General features: G+C 67.7%; 13 protein-coding genes, 2 tRNA genes and 1 pseudogene. 4 read left to right on the top strand and 12 right to left on the bottom strand.

The window, feature by feature from the left end:
- Positions 1-188: 188 nt before the first annotated feature.
- Both SJY20_RS07190 and SJY20_RS07185 read right to left on the bottom strand, forming a co-directional pair.
- Positions 189-265, bottom strand: a tRNA-Arg gene (locus SJY20_RS07190).
- 50 nt (positions 266-315) lie between these two features.
- Positions 316-392 (bottom strand) — tRNA-Arg (locus SJY20_RS07185).
- 82 nt (positions 393-474) lie between these two features.
- Between SJY20_RS07185 and SJY20_RS07180 the strand changes: the two genes are divergently transcribed.
- The gene (locus SJY20_RS07180; RefSeq protein WP_380785970.1) at positions 475-969 is read left to right on the top strand and encodes a hypothetical protein; all 495 of its coding nucleotides are present in this window, start codon (positions 475-477) and stop codon (positions 967-969) included.
- Here SJY20_RS07180 and SJY20_RS07175 read toward each other — a convergent pair.
- From SJY20_RS07175 to hemB, 3 genes are read right to left on the bottom strand one after another with little or no spacing between them, the layout of a single operon-like run.
- Entirely contained in the window at positions 966-3,155 is a 2,190-nt protein-coding gene (locus SJY20_RS07175) for a spermidine synthase (RefSeq protein WP_380785968.1), read from the bottom strand. The genes SJY20_RS07180 and SJY20_RS07175 overlap by 4 nt on opposite strands.
- Positions 3,156-3,159: 4 nt before the next feature.
- Positions 3,160-3,702, bottom strand: a complete 543-nt coding sequence (locus SJY20_RS07170) for a GNAT family N-acetyltransferase (protein ID WP_380785967.1) — start codon at positions 3,700-3,702, stop codon at positions 3,160-3,162.
- Entirely contained in the window at positions 3,699-4,688 is a 990-nt protein-coding gene (gene hemB / locus SJY20_RS07165) for a porphobilinogen synthase (RefSeq protein WP_380785966.1), read from the bottom strand. Before hemB ends, SJY20_RS07170 begins: the two co-directional genes overlap by 4 nt.
- Before the next feature lie 77 nt (positions 4,689-4,765).
- Between hemB and SJY20_RS07160 the strand changes: the two genes are divergently transcribed.
- Positions 4,766-5,659 (top strand): diacylglycerol/lipid kinase family protein, encoded by an 894-nt coding sequence (locus tag SJY20_RS07160; protein WP_380785964.1) that lies wholly within the window; start codon positions 4,766-4,768, stop codon positions 5,657-5,659.
- Here SJY20_RS07160 and SJY20_RS07155 read toward each other — a convergent pair.
- From SJY20_RS07155 to SJY20_RS07135, 5 genes and pseudogenes are all read right to left on the bottom strand, one after another.
- Entirely contained in the window at positions 5,656-7,095 is a 1,440-nt protein-coding gene (locus SJY20_RS07155) for an MATE family efflux transporter (protein WP_380785962.1), read from the bottom strand. The two genes, SJY20_RS07160 and SJY20_RS07155, sit on opposite strands and share 4 nt — an antisense overlap.
- Positions 7,096-7,475: 380 nt before the next feature.
- A pseudogene (locus SJY20_RS07150) lies at positions 7,476-10,288 on the bottom strand (valine--tRNA ligase).
- Positions 10,289-10,417: 129 nt separating this feature from the next.
- Positions 10,418-10,942: a DUF2497 domain-containing protein gene (locus SJY20_RS07145; RefSeq protein WP_380785961.1), complete on the bottom strand. Its 525-nt coding sequence runs from the start codon at positions 10,940-10,942 to the stop codon at positions 10,418-10,420.
- A 30-nt stretch (positions 10,943-10,972) separates the two neighbouring features.
- The gene (locus SJY20_RS07140; RefSeq protein ID WP_380785960.1) at positions 10,973-12,493 is read right to left on the bottom strand and encodes a TolC family outer membrane protein; all 1,521 of its coding nucleotides are present in this window, start codon (positions 12,491-12,493) and stop codon (positions 10,973-10,975) included.
- A gap of 4 nt (positions 12,494-12,497) precedes the next feature.
- The gene (locus SJY20_RS07135; RefSeq protein WP_380785958.1) at positions 12,498-13,184 is read right to left on the bottom strand and encodes a protein-L-isoaspartate O-methyltransferase; all 687 of its coding nucleotides are present in this window, start codon (positions 13,182-13,184) and stop codon (positions 12,498-12,500) included.
- A gap of 311 nt (positions 13,185-13,495) precedes the next feature.
- Between SJY20_RS07135 and SJY20_RS07130 the strand changes: the two genes are divergently transcribed.
- Together SJY20_RS07130 and SJY20_RS07125 are read left to right on the top strand one after the other, a co-directional pair.
- Positions 13,496-14,266, top strand: a complete 771-nt coding sequence (locus SJY20_RS07130) for a hypothetical protein (protein ID WP_380785957.1) — start codon at positions 13,496-13,498, stop codon at positions 14,264-14,266.
- A 187-nt stretch (positions 14,267-14,453) separates the two neighbouring features.
- A complete protein-coding gene (locus tag SJY20_RS07125) occupies positions 14,454-15,569 on the top strand; it encodes a glycosyltransferase (protein WP_380785955.1) in 1,116 nt (371 codons plus the stop codon).
- Here the strand turns inward: SJY20_RS07125 and SJY20_RS07120 are convergent.
- Complete coding sequence (locus tag SJY20_RS07120) at positions 15,558-16,409, bottom strand: glycosyltransferase family 2 protein (protein ID WP_380785954.1); 852 nt, start codon at positions 16,407-16,409, stop codon at positions 15,558-15,560. The two genes, SJY20_RS07125 and SJY20_RS07120, sit on opposite strands and share 12 nt — an antisense overlap.
- A complete protein-coding gene (locus SJY20_RS07115; protein ID WP_380785953.1) occupies positions 16,406-18,472 on the bottom strand; it encodes an HAD-IIB family hydrolase in 2,067 nt (688 codons plus the stop codon). Before SJY20_RS07115 ends, SJY20_RS07120 begins: the two co-directional genes overlap by 4 nt.
- Positions 18,473-18,497 lie beyond the last annotated feature (25 nt).

Genomic DNA, 18,497 nt, shown 5'->3' with positions numbered 1-18,497 from the left:
ATGTCTTCACGCTCCAGACGGATTCGATGGCGCCGACCCTTGGTACGCGCGCGGGTTTTGATCGGACCCGGCTTTGCTGGGTCCGGGAGTACAGGCCGAGAGGAAGAGACAGCCGATCATGGCTCCGAACCGCACGAGGTCGGTCGGGATCGGTAAGATATGGTGATGAATTGAAGCCGCTAGACGGCTGGTGCACCCAGAGCGATTCGAACGCCCGACCCTCAGATTCGTAGTCTGATGCTCTATCCAGCTGAGCTATGGGTGCATCGCCTTGCCGTGACCGGCCTGACAGCGCCGCTATGAAGCGGAAAATCCTGGTGCACCCAGAGCGATTCGAACGCCCGACCCTCAGATTCGTAGTCTGATGCTCTATCCAGCTGAGCTATGGGTGCACTGGAGGTGCGCTACTAGTAGGGGGTTTCGGATCGCGCAAGTGCGTTGCGCGGAAAAGTTGCCGCGCATAGGGACTGGTGGATGAAACAGATCGTATCGCTCGCCGGCCTGCTCGCCCTCACCGCCTGTGCAAGCGATACTGCAGGCTATCCGTCGCTCGGCGCACGTCCGATCGAGAAGCTGGGATTCGAGGAGCCCGTGGTGAAGCCCGTGGTAGCGGCGCCAGACCCCGCACTCGATGCCGCTATCGTCAAGCTGTCGACGCAACTCGACGGGATTGCGGCGGGGTTCGCCAAGGATGCCGCCGCGACCGAGACCGCGGCCCGCGCCGCGCGCGGCCGGGCGGCGGGCAGCGAGGCATGGCTCACCGCGCAGACCGCACTGGCCGGGCTCGACGACTGGCGTGCGCAATCCTCCGCGCTGGTCGGCGATATCGAGCAGCATGCGACCGATCGTGCGGTGCAGCTGCAGCCTGAATATCCGGCGCTTACCGCGCTGCGGGCGAAGGCCCAGGCCGAGAACGATCGTCAGGGTGCGACGATCGCGCGCATCCAGGCCACCCTCCCCGCCGCCTAACGCTTGAGCAACGGCAGGATCGTCGAATAATCGTCGGTCCAGGCGGCGAAGCCCGACCGGCCGACCAGCGGTTGCCAGCCGGGATCGTTCGCCTTCAGCGCAGCAATCGAACCGGGGTCACGTGACAGCGCGATCCAGTCGGAGGGCGACGCGCGGTTCGCATCCAGCGTCGACGGCCGATACTGCATCTCGATCGCGGTCCATCCGCCGTCGTGCGCGACCGCGGCGACGACCGGCGCCAGGTCGATGAAGCGGTTCGAGATATGCACCAGCAGCAGGCCGTTCGGTGCGAGCACCCGGCCATAGGTCGCGAACGCCTCACGCGTCATCAGGTGCATCGGCACCGAATCGGACGAGAACGCATCGAGCGCGAGCAGGTCGAGGCTGTTCGGCGCGTCGTGACCGAGTGCGATCCGGGCATCGCCCATCCGGATCACGGGATCGGGCAGGCACCGCGCGAGATAGCTGAACTGACCGGTATCGCGCGCGATGCGGACGACGGCAGGATCGATCTCGTAGAACCGCCATTGCTGTCCCGGCTGCGCATAGCAGGCGAGCGTGCCGGTCCCCAGCCCGACGATCCCGACGCGGGCGTTCGGACCATAAAGCGGGCCGAGCACGTCCATCGCCAGGCCGACGCCGGATCCCCGGGCGTAATAGGTGGTCGGCGTGCGCTCTCGCGCGACCGATCCGCGTAGCTGCACGCCGTGCACGGTCGTACCGTGGTCCAGCTCGCGTACCCCGAGCCTGTCGCGGACGGTATAGACGCCGAAATAGCTCCGCGTCCGGGCGCCCTTGGCCACCGACATTTCGATCGCGCGGTAACCGCCGAACAGGATCAGCGCCCCTGCCAGTCCGGCGACATAGGGTAGCCTGGCGCCGATCGTCGCGAAGCCGATCGCAGCGATGACCACGAACGCCAATCCCTGATGGTCGTCGCCGAACACCCCGTCCGGCTGCGATATCCGCAGGCCGAGCATGACCGCGAACACGACGACGATCGCCGCCAGCACCGCGTTTCGCCGCCAACCCGGCTGCGTCCACAGCGCGCGGAAATGATGCGTGAGGAAGGTCTGCGGCACCAGCACCCCGGCGGCGAGGATCAGCAGCGGATATTCATAGGTCCAGTCGAACACCACCGGCGCGATCAGCCCCGCGAACACGCCGCCCAGCGCGCCGCCGGCCGACATCGCCAGATAGAAGCCGGTAAGGCGGTCCGGCGCGGGACGCAGGCGGTACAGCGCGGTGTGCAACGCGACCGAGATCATGAACAACAAGGTCAGCGCGATCCCCGCACTGAAGAACGGGCGTTCGTTATAACCGCCCATGATGACGCCACCGAACAGCAGGATCGTCACCGGCGCGACCCGCGTCAGGAAATCCGCAATGTCACGGTTGGCCGCGAACGCGACCGTAAAGCTCAGCAGGTACAGCCCGAGCGGCAACACCCACAGCAGTGGCATCGCGACGATGTCGGTGGTTATATACGTCGAGGTCGCCAGCATCAGCCCCGACGGCACCAGCGCCAGCACGATCCAGTGCAGCACGCGCCGGGTCGTGGCGCGCGCGCTGGTCGCGGCGACATGGTCCACCGCGCTGGTCCGCGGCAGCCGCGTCGCACAGGCGAGCACTAGCAGGACCAAAGCGACATAGCCGCCGCTCCACAACAGGCTCTGGCTGTGCGTCGCCATTAGCGGTTCGACGATAAGTGGATAGGCGATCAGCCCGCCGAAGCTGCCGAGGTTCGACGCCGCGTACAGCGCGTACGGATCGCCGCCGCCACTCGCAGCGCTGAACCAGCGCTGCACCAGCGGTGCCTGCGCGGAGACCGCGAAGAACAGCGGCCCGATCGACAGGCCGAGCAGCCACGGCACCCATACCGCAGGCTGCGCGTCGGCGGGCAGGTCCATCGCGATCAGGCCGATCGGTAGCCACAGAGCGGCGACCAGCAGCACGCCGACATGGATCGCCGCCTGTGCACGGGGCCGAACCCGCCCGAGCCAATGCGCATAGGCATATCCGGCTAGCAGGAGTGCCTGATAGACCAGCATCGCCGAGTTCCACACCGCCGGCGCGCCGCCGAGCCGCGGCAGCGCCATACGCGCGATCATCGGCTGGACCAGGAACAGCAGGAAGGATCCGGTCAGGATCGTCGCGAAGAACAGCACGCGGGACCACTTCGGCATCGGCTCAGTCACGCGCAGGACGATCGATCGCGTAGACGATATGCCGGCCGAGCGGATGGCCGACCGGAAAGCCCGGATGATTGAAATCGAGCATCGGCGCCGCGGTCATGCCGATCCGTCGCATCAGTCCCCAGGACGCGGTGTTGGCCGGGACCGTCCACGCCACGATCCGGTGGCGGTCGGTATGCGCCCAGCCCCATGCGATGCTGGCGATCGCGGCTTCGCGCGCATAGCCCTGCCCCCACGCATGCCGCGCCAGCCGCCAGCCGATCTCGAGCTCGTCGGAGACCGGCGTTCCGGCATGGCCGCCGATCCGCAGCCCGCAAAACCCTAGAAGGGCACCATCATCGCGGCGTTCGACTGCCCAGAAACAATGCCCCTGCGCTGCCTGGACGACGTGTTGGCGTTCGATCATCGCCTCGACTTCGGCGTACGATGGCGGCCCGCCGAGATGCGCCATGACCTCTGGGTCGCTGCATATTGCCGCGAAGGGTTCGATGTCGTCGTCGCGCCAGGGTCGCAGCGTCACACGTGCGGTCTCGATCATCCGCCCAGCAATCGCGCGGCATGCGCGGCGTGATAGGTCAGCACCCCCGAGCAACCGGCGCGCTTGAACGCCATCAACGTCTCCAGCACCATCGCGTCGCGGTCCGCTGCGCCGACCGCGACCGCAGCCTCGATCATCGCGTATTCGCCGGACACCTGGTACGCGAACACCGGCACCTTGAACGCCTCGCGGACCCGGACGATGATGTCGAGATACGGCAGGCCCGGCTTGACCATCACGGTGTCGGCGCCTTCGGCGAGATCGAGACCAACCTCGCGCAGCGCTTCCTCGGCGTTCGCGGAATCCATCTGATAGGTCTTCTTGTCGCCCTTGAGCAGGCCGCGGCTGCCGACAGCGTCGCGGAACGGGCCGTAGAACGCGCTGGCGTATTTCGCCGCATAGCTCATGATCTGGACGTTGTGGTGAGCATCGGCCTCCAGCGCGCCGCGGATCATGCCGATGCGGCCATCCATCATGTCGCTAGGCGCGATGATGTCGGCGCCCGCCGCGGCCTGGTTCAGCGCTTGGCGGACCAGCATGTCCGCAGTGGTGTCGTTGACGACATAGCCCGCCGCGTCGACCAGGCCGTCATGACCGTGGCTGGTATAGGGGTCGAGCGCGACGTCGGTCAGCACGCCAATCTCTGGCACCGCATCCTTCAGCGCGCGGATCGCTTGGCACATCAGATTGTCGGGGTTGAGCGCCTCGCGGCCGTCCTCGGTGCGGCGGTCGGGCTGCGTGTAGGGGAATAGCGCGAGGCACGGGATACCGAGGTCGCGCGCTTCGCGGCCGCGCGCGACGATGTTGTCGACCGACCAGCGCGACACGCCGGGTAGCGCGGCGATCGGTTCCTCGACCCCGCGCCCCTCGCAGACGAACAGCGGCCAGATGAGGTCGGCGGGGGTCAGAACCGTCTCGGCATGGAGCCGGCGGCTCCACCCGGTCGAACGGGTGCGGCGAAGGCGGAGCGCGGGATAGCTGGACATGATCGGGCTTTGCTGGATGGTGAAATGGCTTGCAAGCGTTACGGTACGAAAGCGCGCACCGTGCGTTAGGGGTTCCAATGTCCGACACACAGATCCGCTCCGCCGCGCTCGTCGTCAACGCCAAGTCGCGCAAGGGACAGGCGATGTTCAAGCGCGCCTGTGCTGCGATGTCGGGGCTTCCCTATGATGTCGACGCGCATGCGGTCGAGGATCCAGACGACCTCGAGGCCACCGTGCTCAGGGCGCTGGCGAAGAAGCCCGACCTGCTGATCCTGGGCGGCGGCGACGGCACGATCAGCGGTCTGGTCGACCTGATGGTCGGTCACGACGTCATCCTCGGCGTGCTGCCGCTGGGCACCGCCAACAGTTTCGCGCGGACGCTGGGGATTCCTCTGACGATCGAGGGCGCGGTCGAGGTGATCCGTACCGGCGCCCCGCGACGGATCGACCTGGGGATGATCGACGGCGACTATTTCGCCAATTGCGCCGCGATGGGGATCAGCCCGAAGATCGCCGAGACGGTGCCCCACGGCCTGAAGAAAATGCTGGGCCGGGTCGGGTATCTCGGCTGGGCGGCTTACCAGTTCATGCGGTTCCGGCCGTTCACGCTGATCGTCGGCGAAGGCGACGACGCGGTGCGGATGCGCGTCGTCGAGGTGCGCATCTCGAACGGTCCGTTCCACGGCGGCACCGAGCTGGTCGATGCCGCGGCGGTCGATTCGGGCGAGATCGTCGTGCAGGCGGTAATGGGCAAGATGAAGCGCCGGCTGGTCCAGAACTGGGTCGCCAGCGTGCTGCGTCACGAGTCCCGCCACGAGGAAGTGCGCGACTTTCGCGGCAAGAGCATCCGGGTCGATACCATCCCCAAACTGCCGATCTCGATCGACGGCGAGGTGCTGGCGCGGACGCCGGTCACCGCGAAGATCGCCGCGGGGATCATCCGCGTCATGGCGCCCCCGGTTCAAAACTAGCCGGAGGGGTGAAGCCGGCCGGCGGGTTCGGTCCCGGCGGGTTCACCCGTGGGCTGAGGCTCTTCGTCCGGCACCACCAGCGATCCCTTGCGCCAGTTGCCGTAGCGGTAATAGCCGATCGCCATGACCAGGTTCGCGACCGAGCCCGCCGGGAAGCTCCACCAGATCGCGTCGGACCCGATCCAGCGCTGCGCGACGAGCGCGAAGCCGATCCGGACCGGGTACATCGACACGAACAGGAACAGCAGCGGCATCAGCACCGCACCGTTCGCACGGACCGTCGAGAACAGCACCATCGTCGCGCCGAACACGACGAAGTTCCAGCTTGCGATCAGCTGGATATGCCGCGCGATCGGCAGCGCGGGGCTGGTTCCGGGGACGAACAGCGTCATCACCGAGCGATCGAACGCGATCACCGCGAGCACCATCGTACCGGTCAGCGCGATGTTGAAGATCAGCCCGTATTTGGTGATGTCGCCGACGCGGTCCCAGCGCCGCGCGCCGATGTTCTGCGCCGCCATCGAACTGACCGCGGCGCCGATCGCCAGCGCCGGCATCTGGATATAGGTCCACAGCTGCTGCGACACCGCATAGGCCGCTGCGGTATCGACGCCGAGACGGTTGACCAGCCCGACCATCGTCAGCCCGGCGGTCGACATCACCAGCATCTGTGCGCCCATCGGCAGGCCTTTGCGGACGATCGTCCCCGTCAACGCTGCGGACGGGCGCAGATAGCGGAGCTCCGCGCCTTTCAGACGGATCGGCAGGTCGCGGACGTAGAGGTATATGATCAGGCCGATCAGCGCGACGTGGTTGGCGATCAGCGTCGCGGTCGCGGAACCCGCGATCCCCATCCGCGGGAACGGGCCGATGCCGGCGATGAACAACGGGTTGAGGCCGCTGTCGAGCACGACGCTGACGCCCATGAACCACAACGGCGTCAGTGAGTCCCCCGAGCCGCGCAGGCCCATCATGATCAGCACCATCAGCATCGACGCCGGCAGCCCGAGGAAGATCACGCGGAGATAGGCGAGCGCGAGCGGCATCGCATCGCCGGGGGTCGCGAGCAGATGGAGGATCTGCGGCGCGAAGATCCAGCCGAGGATCGCGATCACCACCGCGCCGCCGAACACCAGCCCGACCGCCGAACCGAAGGCACGCCGCGCGCCGTCGAGATCGCCGCGACCGAAGCTCTGCCCGACCAGGATGGTCGCCGCCATCCCGAAGCCGAACACCGCGCCGAACATCAGGAACATGATGATGTTCGCGTTCGACGTCGCGGCCAGCGCCCCCTCGCCCAGATAGCGCCCGACCCAGATCGCGTTGATCGACCCGTTCAGCGACTGGAGGATGTTCGACCCCAGCGTCGGCAACGCGAACGCAAGCAGGGTGCGGCCGATATCGCCGGTGGTGAGGTCGCGCTTTGGTGGTGCCACGAGGCTATCCTGTTGGTGGATCGGCCGTGGTTGGAACGGCGAATGTTGAGGACGTTGAGACGATACGCTGTTTTTTGGATGGGCTCAGGATGGGGCTTGGCGGTGGGCTTGGGGCGGGTTTTTGGGGGGATTGCTCATGACTGGAGGGTGGCAAATTCCCGGCGTGTAGCACAGGGGGATTTTGGAATGGGGTTACACTGTTCTTGCGGACGCCCGCCGCCCGACGCCCTTCGTCGCCGACTCCGCCGCGCCGTTACCCCGGCGAAAGCTGGGGTCTTCCAGTTCGGGGCAACCGCTGCGACCCGAGCGGGAGACCCCAGCCTTCGCTGGGGTGACGGAATTGGGCTAACTACTCCCCTCCCCTTCAGGGAGGGGAGTAGTTAGCCCAACCGGCCTACCGCCGCATGCAGCCGCGCGGCCTCTTCTGCCTTGTCGGCGTGGTCGGCCTTGGCCTTTTCCACAGCCTCGGGCTTGGCGCGCTCGACGAAGCTGGCGTTGCCGAGGCGTCCGGCGAGCGCGTCGCGCTCCTTTTCCGCCGCAGCGATCGCCTTGGTCAAGCGGGTGCGTTCGGCGTCGAGGTCGATGACGCCTTCGAGCGGCAGGACGAAGGTCGCTTCGTCGACCACGACTTGCGCCGCGCCACCCGACACTTCGCCGTCGGCATGCGTGACGCGGGCGAGGCGCGCGAGCGCTGGTGCCTGGCGTTCGAGGCGCGCCAGCGTCGTCGCGTTAGCGTCGCGGACGTGGAGCGTCAGGCGCGCGCCGGGGGGCACGTTAAGTTCGTTGCGCGCGGTGCGGATTTCCTGGACCAGGCGGATCAGCCAGTCGACCTCGCGGCTCGCTTCGGGATCAAGCGAGCGGGCGTCCGCCATCGGCCACTGCGCGAGGATCAGGTCGTTCTCGCGCGGGTGGGCCGGGTCCGCCATCGCATGCCACAGTTCCTCGGTGATGAACGGCATGAACGGGTGGAGCAGGACCAGGATCTGGTCGAGCACCCAGCCGGCGACCGCCTTGGACTCGTCGTCGATCTGGCCGCGCTCGTCGCCGACCATCTGCGGCTTGATCAGTTCGAGATACCAGTCGCAGAACCGGCTCCAGGCGAACTGATAGATCGCGTTGGCGGCACCGTCGAAGCGGTAGTCGGCGAGTGCGAGGTCGACATTCTGGACGGTCGCGATGGTCTCGGCGATGATCCACTTGTTGACCGCGAGTTCCGCACGCGGTGCTTCGAGCGTCGTGCTGGCGACGATGCCGTTGGCCTGCGCGAAACGTGCCGCGTTCCACAGCTTGGTGGCGAAGTTGCGATAGCCCTCGACCCGCTTCTCATCCATCTTGATGTCGCGGCCCTGGCTCTCCATCGCCGCCATGAAGAAGCGTAGCGCGTCGGCGCCGTAGCGGTCGATCAGGCCGAGCGGATCGACCGTGTTGCCCTTCGACTTCGACATCTTGGCGCCGTCGGCGGCACGGACCAAGCCGTGGAGGTAGAGCGTGCGGAACGGCACATCGCCCATGAAGTGCAGGCCCTGCATCATCATCCGGGCGTTCCAGAAGAACAGGATGTCGAAGCCCGAGATGAGGACGTCGTTGGGGTAGCGACCGTTGAGCGTGTTGCCCCCCTCCCGCTTGCGGGAGGGGTTGGGGGTGGGCTCGCGCTCACCTTCGGGCGTAACGTTCGAGGAGGGCGCGAGCCCACCCCCGGCCCCTCCCGCAAGCGGGAGGGGGAAGAAGACTCTTCACCGTCCCACCCCAGCGTAGCAAACGGCCACAAGGCGCTGGAAAACCACGTATCCAGAACGTCGGGATCACGCGTCAGGGTTACCCCCTCGCCCGCCTTGAGCTGCGCTTCGGCTTCGGTTTCCGCGACATAGGCGGTGCCATCCGGCCCGAACCACGCCGGGATCTGGTGGCCCCACCACAGCTGGCGCGACACGCACCAGGGCTGGATGTTTTCCATCCAGTTGAAGAACGTCTTCTCCCACGTCTTGGGAACGATATCGATCGCGCCGACGCGGACCGCTTCGATCGCCGGCCGCGCGAGCGTATCGGCGTCGACATACCATTGGTCGGTCAGCCACGGCTCGATCACCACGCCCGAGCGGTCGCCGTACGGCGTCTGAATGGTGCGCGGTTCGGCGTCGTGCTCGACGCCCTCCTTGTCGATGTGCGGGATCAGGAAGCCCTCATCCTTCAGCCGCGCGACGACGGCTTTCCGCGCCTCCGCGGTCGACAGGCCGAGCATCTCGGCGGGGATCAGGCCGTCCGAAACCTGAGTAACCTGCGCCCGGGCGTCGAGCATGTTGAGCATCTCGCCGGCTTTCATGCCCGCGCGCTTGCCGACCTCGAAGTCGTTGAAGTCGTGGCCCGGGGTGATCTTCACCGCGCCCGATCCGAGCGCCGGATCGGCATGCTCGTCGGCGACGATCGGGATCAGGCGACCGGTGATCGGCAGGCGAACGTTCTTGCCGACCAGCGCGGTATAGCGCTCGTCGGACGGATTCACGGCGACGGCCATGTCGGCGAGCATCGTCTCTGGGCGCGTGGTTGCGACCTCGATGAAGCCGGATCCGTCTTCGAGCGGATAGCGCAGGTGCCAAAAGCTGCCCTTGATCTCGCGGGTCTCGACCTCGAGGTCGCTGATCGCGGTGCCGAGGCCGGGGTCCCAGTTGACCAGGCGCTTGTCGCGGTAAAGCAGGCCCTGTTCGTGGAGCTGGACGAACACTTTCACGACGGCCTTCGAAAAGCCCTCGTCCATCGTGAAGCGCTCGTTCTTCCAGTCCATCGAACAGCCGAGCCGACGGAGCTGCTGCGTGATCTCGCCGCCGCTTTCTTCCTTCCACGCCCAGACTTTCGCGACGAACTCCTCGCGGGTCATGTCGGTGCGCTTCTGCGGCGGGGTCAGCGCGCCCATTTGGCGTTCGACGACCATCTGCGTCGCGATCCCGGCGTGATCGGTGCCGACCACCCAGAGCGCGTCCTTGCCCTTCAGCCGCGCGTGGCGCGTCAGGATGTCCTGCAGCGTGTTGTCGAGCGCGTGGCCGATATGCAGCGAGCCGGTGACGTTGGGCGGCGGGTTGACGATGGTCCAGGGCTCGGCGCCGGGACGGTCGGGCCGGAACGCGCCGGTGTTCTCCCAATGCGCGTACCAGCGCGCTTCGATGGAGGCGGGGTCGAAGGTTTTGGGAAGTTCGCTCATGCCCGCCGCCTTAGCGGGCGGGTGGGCGGGAGGCCAGTGTCACGAATACACCGTCATCCCGGGCTCCAGAGCCCAAACCGCTGCACTTTGTAACCCTGGATCCCGGGACAAGCCCGGGATGACGAAGGTTCAGCCCTGGCGGGTGATCTTTGCGATTTCCTTGGCGACCATATCTTCGACCATCGCCGGGACGTTGGCGTCGATCCATTCGCGCAGCATCGGGCGGAGCATGTCGCGGACCAGGCCCTCGAGCGTGCCGTCGCTCGACGAATCGGGCTTCACCATCAGCCGCGACAACGCTTCCAGCGGCGCGCGGGCGGCGGCGGCGGTGTGGCGCGAGACGATCGGCTCGGCCTCGGGCTCGGCGTCGACGGCGGGCGCGCGCGGCGGCAGCGGTGCGGGTTCGGGTGCCGGCTTGGCGGCGCGCGGGGACGGCGTACGGTCGCTCATCGGCATCGGATCGCTCAGTTCGAGAATTTCGTCCTCGTCCATGTCATCGAGATCGATGGGGAGGTCGATTGGCTGGCGAACGCTCGGCGTGGCGCGCGAGTTGCGACGCGGCCGTCCGGGAACCGAATCCCCCTCTTCGGCGATGATCCGTTTGATCGACGAGAGGATCTCCTCCATCGACGGCTCTACGCTGATATCCCCCATGCGCGGCGTCCCGAATCGTAGCCACCGCCTCTATTGGCGGTTCGGCGAGGCTGCACCTGTCGTCAAGTTGGGCGTCCTGTCAACCGGACTGTCGAGCAATTCGTCCTGCGGACGCCTCACTACGGCGTCCTGCGCGGGCGATTGCACGGTCCGGGTCGCAACCGGAGCGGGTTCGCCGTCGCCGCCGAAATCGCCGATCCTGTGGTGGACGCGGTTGTAGTTCGCGACCGGATCGTAGAGCACGCCGCCGTCGAGCCCAAGGTCGCGCGCCTCCGCCTCGCCCATCGCGGCGAGCAGCGCGAAGCCCGCGACATAGGCGTCGCGGCGTGCGGTCACCAAGGTCACCTGGCTGTTCAGCAGCTCCTGCTCGGCGTTGAGAATGTCGAGGATGGTGCGGGTGCCGACGCTGTTCTCGGCACGGACGCCCTCAAGGCTCAGCTTGTTGGCGTTGACCGCGGTCTCCGACGACTGGATCACCTGTTCGGACGAGCGCCAAACCGCATAGGCCGAACGCGCCTGCGCGATGACGTTGCGTTCGGTGGCAGTGACATTCTCGATCGCGCGGCCGCGCAACGCCTCGGCCTGGCGGACCTGCGCGGCGGGACGACCACCCTGGAACAGCGGCACGCTGAGCGACAGCCCGGCCTGGGCCGCGGTGCCGGCGTTCGTCGTGCCCGACCCGCTGGTGTTGTAGGAGCCGAGATAGTTGTAATAGCTGGGGCCACCGACCGCGCTGAGCCGCGGCAGGCGGTTCGCGCGGGCGACCCCGATGTCGTAGCGCGTCGCGTCGCTTTCCTTGGCCGCGGCGAGCAGGAACGGATTGTTCTGCAACGCCGTTTCGACCGCGAGCTGCGGGTTGCCCGGCAGATGCGGCAGCGTCGGCGGGGTCTCGAGGATGCCGGCGGGGGTGCCGACGAGGCGGACATAGGTCTCGCGGCTGGTGATCAGCTGCGCCTGCGCCGACTGGAGCTGCGCGCGGGCGAGCGCGAGCCGTGCCTCGGACTGCGCGACATCGGTGCGGGTGAGGTCGCCGACCTGGAACCGGTCGCGGCTGGCTTGCAGGTTGACGTCGAGGACGCGGACGTTCTGGGTGTTCAGCCCGACGATCGCCTCGTCGCGGATGACGTCCATGTAGGCGGCGACGACGTTGGTGAAGAGATCCGATTCGGTCCCGCGCAGCTGCGCACGGCCACCGTCGACCCGGGTCTTGGCCGCCGCCACCGAGTTGCGCACCAGCCCGCCGGTGTAGATCGGCACCGAGACGTTGGCGCTGGCCGTCGCCTGGCGCCCGGGCGAGACGAAGTTGTTCGACGCGGTGAGCAGATATTCGGTGTAGCCGGCGCTGGCGTTGACCGATGGCAGGCCGGATGCGCGGGCGATCGGGACGTTCTCGTCGGTGGCGCGCTGCTGCGCCCGCTGCGCGGTGATCGTCGGGTTGGTGGCATAGGCCTTCAGCAGCGCCTCGCGCAGCGTTTCCGCGCTCGCCTGCGTCTCGCAATGGATCAGCGCGCTGCCTGCCAGCAGACGACGTACGGCGATGCCCCCCAGCATGCGGTCAGAACCGGAACGGTTTCGCGAGCGCGAAGCCCGGCAGGCCGACGCAGGCGATGTCCACGAACGCCGCCAGGCCGAACCCGCCGTCGGTCTTGCGCCCCGAGGCAAGCCGGGTAACGCCGCGCTCGACGATGCCGGAAACGACGCGGCCGCCGGGCTTGACCTGCGCCAGCAGCGTGTCGGGCAACTGCTCGATCGCGCCGTCGACGATCAGCACATCATAGGGAGCGGCGGCATGCCCGTCCGCCATCGGCGCCTCGACGATCTCGACATTGGCGACACCGGCGAGCGCATCGCGCGCGATCGCGACCAGCGCGGCGTCGCTCTCGACGGCGACGACCTCCGCGACGATCCCGGACAGCACCGCGGCGGTATAGCCGGTGGCGGCGCCGATCAGCAGCACGCGGTCGGTCGCGGTCAGATACGCTTCGGTCAGCAGACGGCCGGTCGCCATCGGCAGGTTCGCACTGCGCCCGCCCCCCAGCGGGATCGGCGCGTCGCGGTAGGCGATCGCGCGAACATCGGCGGGCAGGAACTCCTCGCGCGGCACGCGGGCCATCGCGGCGACGACGCGCTGGTCGCTGACCGCATTGGTGCGCAGCTGGCTCGCGACCATGGCGTGGCGCATGGCGTCGAACCCGGTGTCGGTGCCGCTGGTATGAGTCATGGTGTTCGTGAGGGTGTTCATGGGGCCATCCTGTCGCACAACTGTTTTAGTCATGCAATACACTTGTTGATGGTCCGACCTGTATCGCGGGCAGGCGCGCGCGCCAAGCGTGGGACGTATCGAAATCGGCATAGGATGCGGTTTGGCAAAGGACGCCCCGCCCGCCCGTGTGACACCGAAATGCCGCGAGCGGGGCGCCGAGGGTGCACGTGGAGACCACGGCAACACCTCGCCCGCGCTCCTAGCACCGAACCGCCCGCGCGCGACGCAGAATTTCGGTCCCCTGATGCAGATGGTTGCGAACCCGCTGCGGCATCTCTAGCGGCCTCGGCGTGACCGATTCGACGATTCCCTGGGCGCAGCCCCTCCCCGGCCTGCGCGTCCTGAAGCGCGGCGACGTGCCGATCACGCGCGTGCAGATCTATGGCTCGCGGTGCAGCGGCACCAACCTCGTCACGCGGACGATCGAGGCGAACCTCCCCGCGCTCGAGATTACCGAGGCGTTCGGGTTCAAGCACTGGTTCGTGCCGCGGCAGAGCGTGTTCGTGAAGGATACGCTGGTCGTGGTCGTGGCGCGCGACGCGTTCGACTGGGTGCGCAGCCTGCATCGCCAGCCCTGGCACGCGCATCCGGAACTCAAGGCGCAGCCGTTCGACGCGTTCATTCGCAGCGACTGGCACAGCTATTGGGACGAGCATTTCGGGCACGTCGAACCGGGGCACCCGATGCTCGGCAGCGAGATGCTGCACGAACGCGACCCTGCGACCGGCGAGCGATTCGCCAACTGCATCGCCAAGCGGACCGCCAAACTGCGGCACTGGGTCGCGCTGACTGCCCGCGCGCACAATGTCGCGCTGATTGGTTATGATTCGTTCGCGCGCGATCCTGCGGCGTTCGTGGCGGCGCTGGCGGATGCGGCGGGGATCGCCGCGCCGGAGGCGTTCGAGGCGATCACGAGCTACAAGGGGCAAGGGTACGAGCCGTATCGGCCGACTCGGTATGCCGAGCTGGCGGCGGCGGATGCGGGGCATATCGAGGGGTGGCTGGATCCTGAGGTCGAGGCGGCGTTTGGGTTGCGGGCGCGGTATTCGGCGCGGGATTAGGTTGGTCAACGACGTGCGTGTTCTCCTGCGGACGCAGGAGCCCAGGGTATAGAGCGATGTCCCCTGTGACCCTGGGCTCCTGCGTTCGCAGGAGAACGGGTGCGGACAGCCCGTGTAAACCGCGGAACAAGTCCGGGGCGACGGCGTAGTTCGACCAGACGTTCCGCACTCCCGGAACCGGGGGAGCATGAACTTGGCCGAGAGCCTGAAACCGATCACTTTCTTCATCCATCACCAGGGCCGCGGGCATGCCAACCGCGCGATGGCGATTATTCGCGAGTTGCCGGCCGAGCGTCCGGTCACGATCCTCACCGCCAAGCCGTCGCTGTTCGATGGATTCGAGCGCGAGATCAGTATCGTCCAGCTGCCCGACATGATCGGCGCGCCGGTGCCGACTCCGGGGTTGTTCGCGCAGGCGACGCCCGAGGTGATGCACTGCGTGCCGTTGGGGGTCGCGCAGACGCGGGCGACGATGCGGACGATCATCGACCGTCTCGACGACGTCGATCCGGCGCTGTTCGTCGTCGACGTGTCGGCCGAGATCGCGATGCTGGCGCGGATCGCGAGCGTGCCCGCGATCAGTATCCGGATGCACGGCGACCGGCTCGATCCGGGTCATCTGGGCGCGTACCAGGCCAGCGTCGGATTGCTCGCGCCGTTCGGCGAGCGACTCGAACAGGACGATACCCCCGCCTGGGTCCGTGCGAAGACGTGTTACGCGGGCGGGCTGTGCACGACGGTCGATGCGGTGCCGACGCGGGCCGAGGCGCGGGCGAAGCTCGGGCTGGATCCGGACAAGGAGATCGTCGTGGTGCTGACCGGCGGCGGCGGTGCGGGGACGCCCTATGCGCCGCTGACGATGGCGGCGCGCGCGGTGCCGGATGCGCTGTGGCTGGTGCTGGGGCCGGTCCACCGCGAGGGACACGAGACCGATTTCGGCAATCTGGTCGAGCTCGGCTGGGTGCCAGGCGTCACCGACCATATCGCCGCGGCGGACGTCGTCATCGCGTCTGCGGGCGACAACACCGTGCATGAGATCGCGCGGGTCGGTCGTCCGTATGTGTGCGCACCCGAATGGCGGTATTTCGGCGAGCAGACGCGGAAAGCCGAGCGGCTGGCGGAGCTGGGCGCGGCGGTCGCGCTGCCGGCGTGGCCGGGGGCGCTGGCGCCTTGGCGCGGGATTCTGGATGCGGCGAAGGCGCTGGAACCGACGGCGCTCGCCGATTTGTACGATGCCGATGCGGCGAGCGTCGCGGCGGCGTATCTGGACGATCTGGCGACGTCGCTTTGGTCAGCTGAATAGGGTCGTGTCCGGCATCCGCGAGGCGGTGATCTCGTCCGCGCCCGGATGCCGAAGGACCGTGATGCGATCGTCGTCGATCCGGATCATGCCGCGGTCGGCGAACTGGCCGAGCCAATAGTCCATGCACCAGCGGCCCCAGGTCGCGCGGAACAGCGTCGCGTTGCGCAGGATCGCATCGAAATGCTGGTAGGGCGGGACGTGGACCGCGTGATGCTGATGGTAGGCGCGGGCGCCGCCGACCCACGCCATCGGCACGTTCGCCGCTTCGAGTCGCGCGGCGAAGTCGGTCTCCTCGGCACCGTAGCCGACATAGCGTTCGTCCATGCCGCCGGCGGCGCGCCAGTCCGCCGCGGACAGCGCGAACGACAGGCCCCAGAGTTCGCCGTGGTTCGGGGTCGCGCGAATTTCGTCGGAGGCGATCGCGGGCTTGGCCGGATGACGCTGGCCGAGCCGGTCGAGCCTGTCGAAATCCAATCCGCCTTCGGTGGCGCCGGCCGGCAGGTACAGGACTTCGCCGAGGTGGACGCCCTGCCCCGCGGTCTCCGCGTAGCGCGCGACCAGCGTCGGCGACGGGATGCAGTCGACGTCGAGGAATACCAGCGTGTCGCCCGACGCGGCCTCTGCGGCGCGGTTGCGCGCAGCGGCTAGCGGCATCGGTTCGCCCGGTACCATCACGGTTCGTATCGGAAACGCGGTTGCGGGCAGGTCCGCATGCTCCTCGTCCTGCATGTAGGCGATCACCAGTTCGTCGGGCGCCTTGGTCGATGCGTTCAGTCCGGCGATCAGGTTGACCAGATGCTCGCGGCGTCCGCGGACCAGCGTCAGGACGCTGAGGCTCACGACGCCTGCGCTTCGATCCCGCGGAAATGCACCACGCCCTCCAGGACGCCACGGGCATGATGGCCGACCGCGACATAGCCGTGCGACAGGTCGGGACGCGCGGCGAGCCCGTCGGAATAATTGCCGACGATGATCGCGTGGCGGGCCGAGCGGAGCATCTCGATGTCGTTGCCGCTGTCGCCGGCGACGATCACCTGGCGGGGGGCGAGGCCGAGGCGGCGGCGGACATGTTCGACCGCGGTGCCCTTCGACGCGGCGTGCGGCAGGATGTCGAGATAGCGGCCATGGCTCTGGATGATCGAACAGCTGTGGCCATGCGTCGCCAGCAGCGCGCGCACCCGCTCGCCTGCGTCGCGGTCGCCACCGGCGAAATAGCTGAGCTTGTAGCGGCGCTGTTCGAGCGCGCTTTGCGGCATCAGCCGGCCGTGTCGGTCGATCAGCGCGGCGACCGCCTCGCGGTCCCAGCCGGCGGCGATGATCGCCTCCCATTCGGCATCGCGGTCGTACACCGCGCCCCGATAGGCACGGTAATAGATCTCCGAGCCGACCGAGGTGATCAGGATATCGGGGCGCGGCGCATCGTGCTGGCCCAGCACGGCGAGCGCGCTGTGGAAACTGCGCCCGGTGGCGATCGCGAACGCGACATCGGACTGCGCACGGTGCCAGGTCGCGAAATCGCCGACCGACTCCGCGCAACCGATCAGCGTGCCGTCGATGTCGGAGACCAGCAGCAGGTCGGGATCCGCCGTCGTTGGCGCGGCGCCGTCGACGACCTCTGCCAGCAGCTCGGCATAAAGCGCGACGTGGCGGTCCCAGTCATAGGCCTTGATCGCGACCGACCCCGCCGAGGCGTAGCGGTCCCAGAGTGCGGGATCGGACAGGATCGCCTGCAGCGCCCGGGTGATCGCGTCGGGCGAGCGCGGGTCGACCAGGATGCCGTTGCCGCAGGTCTCGACGATGTCGTTGGGGCCGCCGCTGTCGGTGGCAACCACGGGCAAGCCGCTTGCTGCCGCTTCGAGCAGGGTCAGGCCGAACGGTTCGTTGAGCGCGGGATTGGCGAACACGCCGCGGTGGGCACGGGCGTGCGCGTAGATCGCGGCGACGTCGTCGGGACGGTGGCTCTTGGGATAGGCGACCTTGCCGTACAGGTCGTAGCGGTCGATCAGCTGGAGCAGCTCGGCGAGGTTGTCGCGGATCTCGGGTTCGAGACTGGTCAGGTCGTCGCGGGTGCCGGCGAAGATCACCAGGTTGGCGGCGGCCTGCAACGCTGGGGACTGGCCATAGGCGTGGACGAGCGCGGCGAGGTTCTTCTTGGTCACCGGGCGCGCGATCGCGAGGATCACCGGCTTGGTCGGATCGTCGAGGAAGCGGTCGATGCTCGCCTCGACCCGCGGATCGCGTGCGCTGTCGGCGAACTGTTTCAGGTCGCTGCCCGGCGCGAACACGCGGATGCGGCCGGGGTCGTAGGCGTCGTAGCCGGCATATTGGACTTCGGCTTCGTCGCGCGACGAGGCGATGATCGCGGCGGCGCTGGCGATCGCCTCTTCCTCGATCGCGATGCGGCGGTCGAGACCGGCGGTCTCGGCGCAGTCGCGGTCGAACGCCGCGCGCTTGACCCGGCCGAGCGAATGCGCGGTGAAGACGTAGGGGATGCCGGTGCGCTTCGACACGCGAGCTGCGACCAGCCCGGCATCGGCGTAATGCGCGTGCAGGACGTCGGGGCGGCGATCGAGCGCGTCGATATGCTCGACCAGCGCTTCGACCAGGCTGTCATGCTCGGTCCACAGCTCTTCCTTGACAAGATACGCCGCCGATGCGGTGGCCAGTCGGACGATCCTCGTCGTACCGTCGATGGTCTCGACTGGCTCGGCATAGCATTCGGCATAAGCGACGTGGTGGAAGGCGCGCGTGACGATCTCGATCCGGTCGATCGCCGGGTTGCGGCGGCTGGCGGTGACGAGGTCGAGCAGATAGCGGATATGGCCACCGGTATCCGCGGTGATGCCATATTCGACGTCGGTGGCGCGCAGGCAGCCCTGCAACGCGATGTGCAGAACGAACACCTGTCCTCCGTTCATCTGGAATTCA

It is taken from the genome of Sphingomonas sp. R86521 (assembly GCF_042466235.1).
Taxonomy (GTDB): Bacteria; Pseudomonadota; Alphaproteobacteria; order Sphingomonadales; family Sphingomonadaceae; genus Sphingomonas.
The sequence above is the reverse complement of the archived record's forward strand: the minus strand, read 5'-3'. Positions and strand labels throughout refer to the sequence as shown.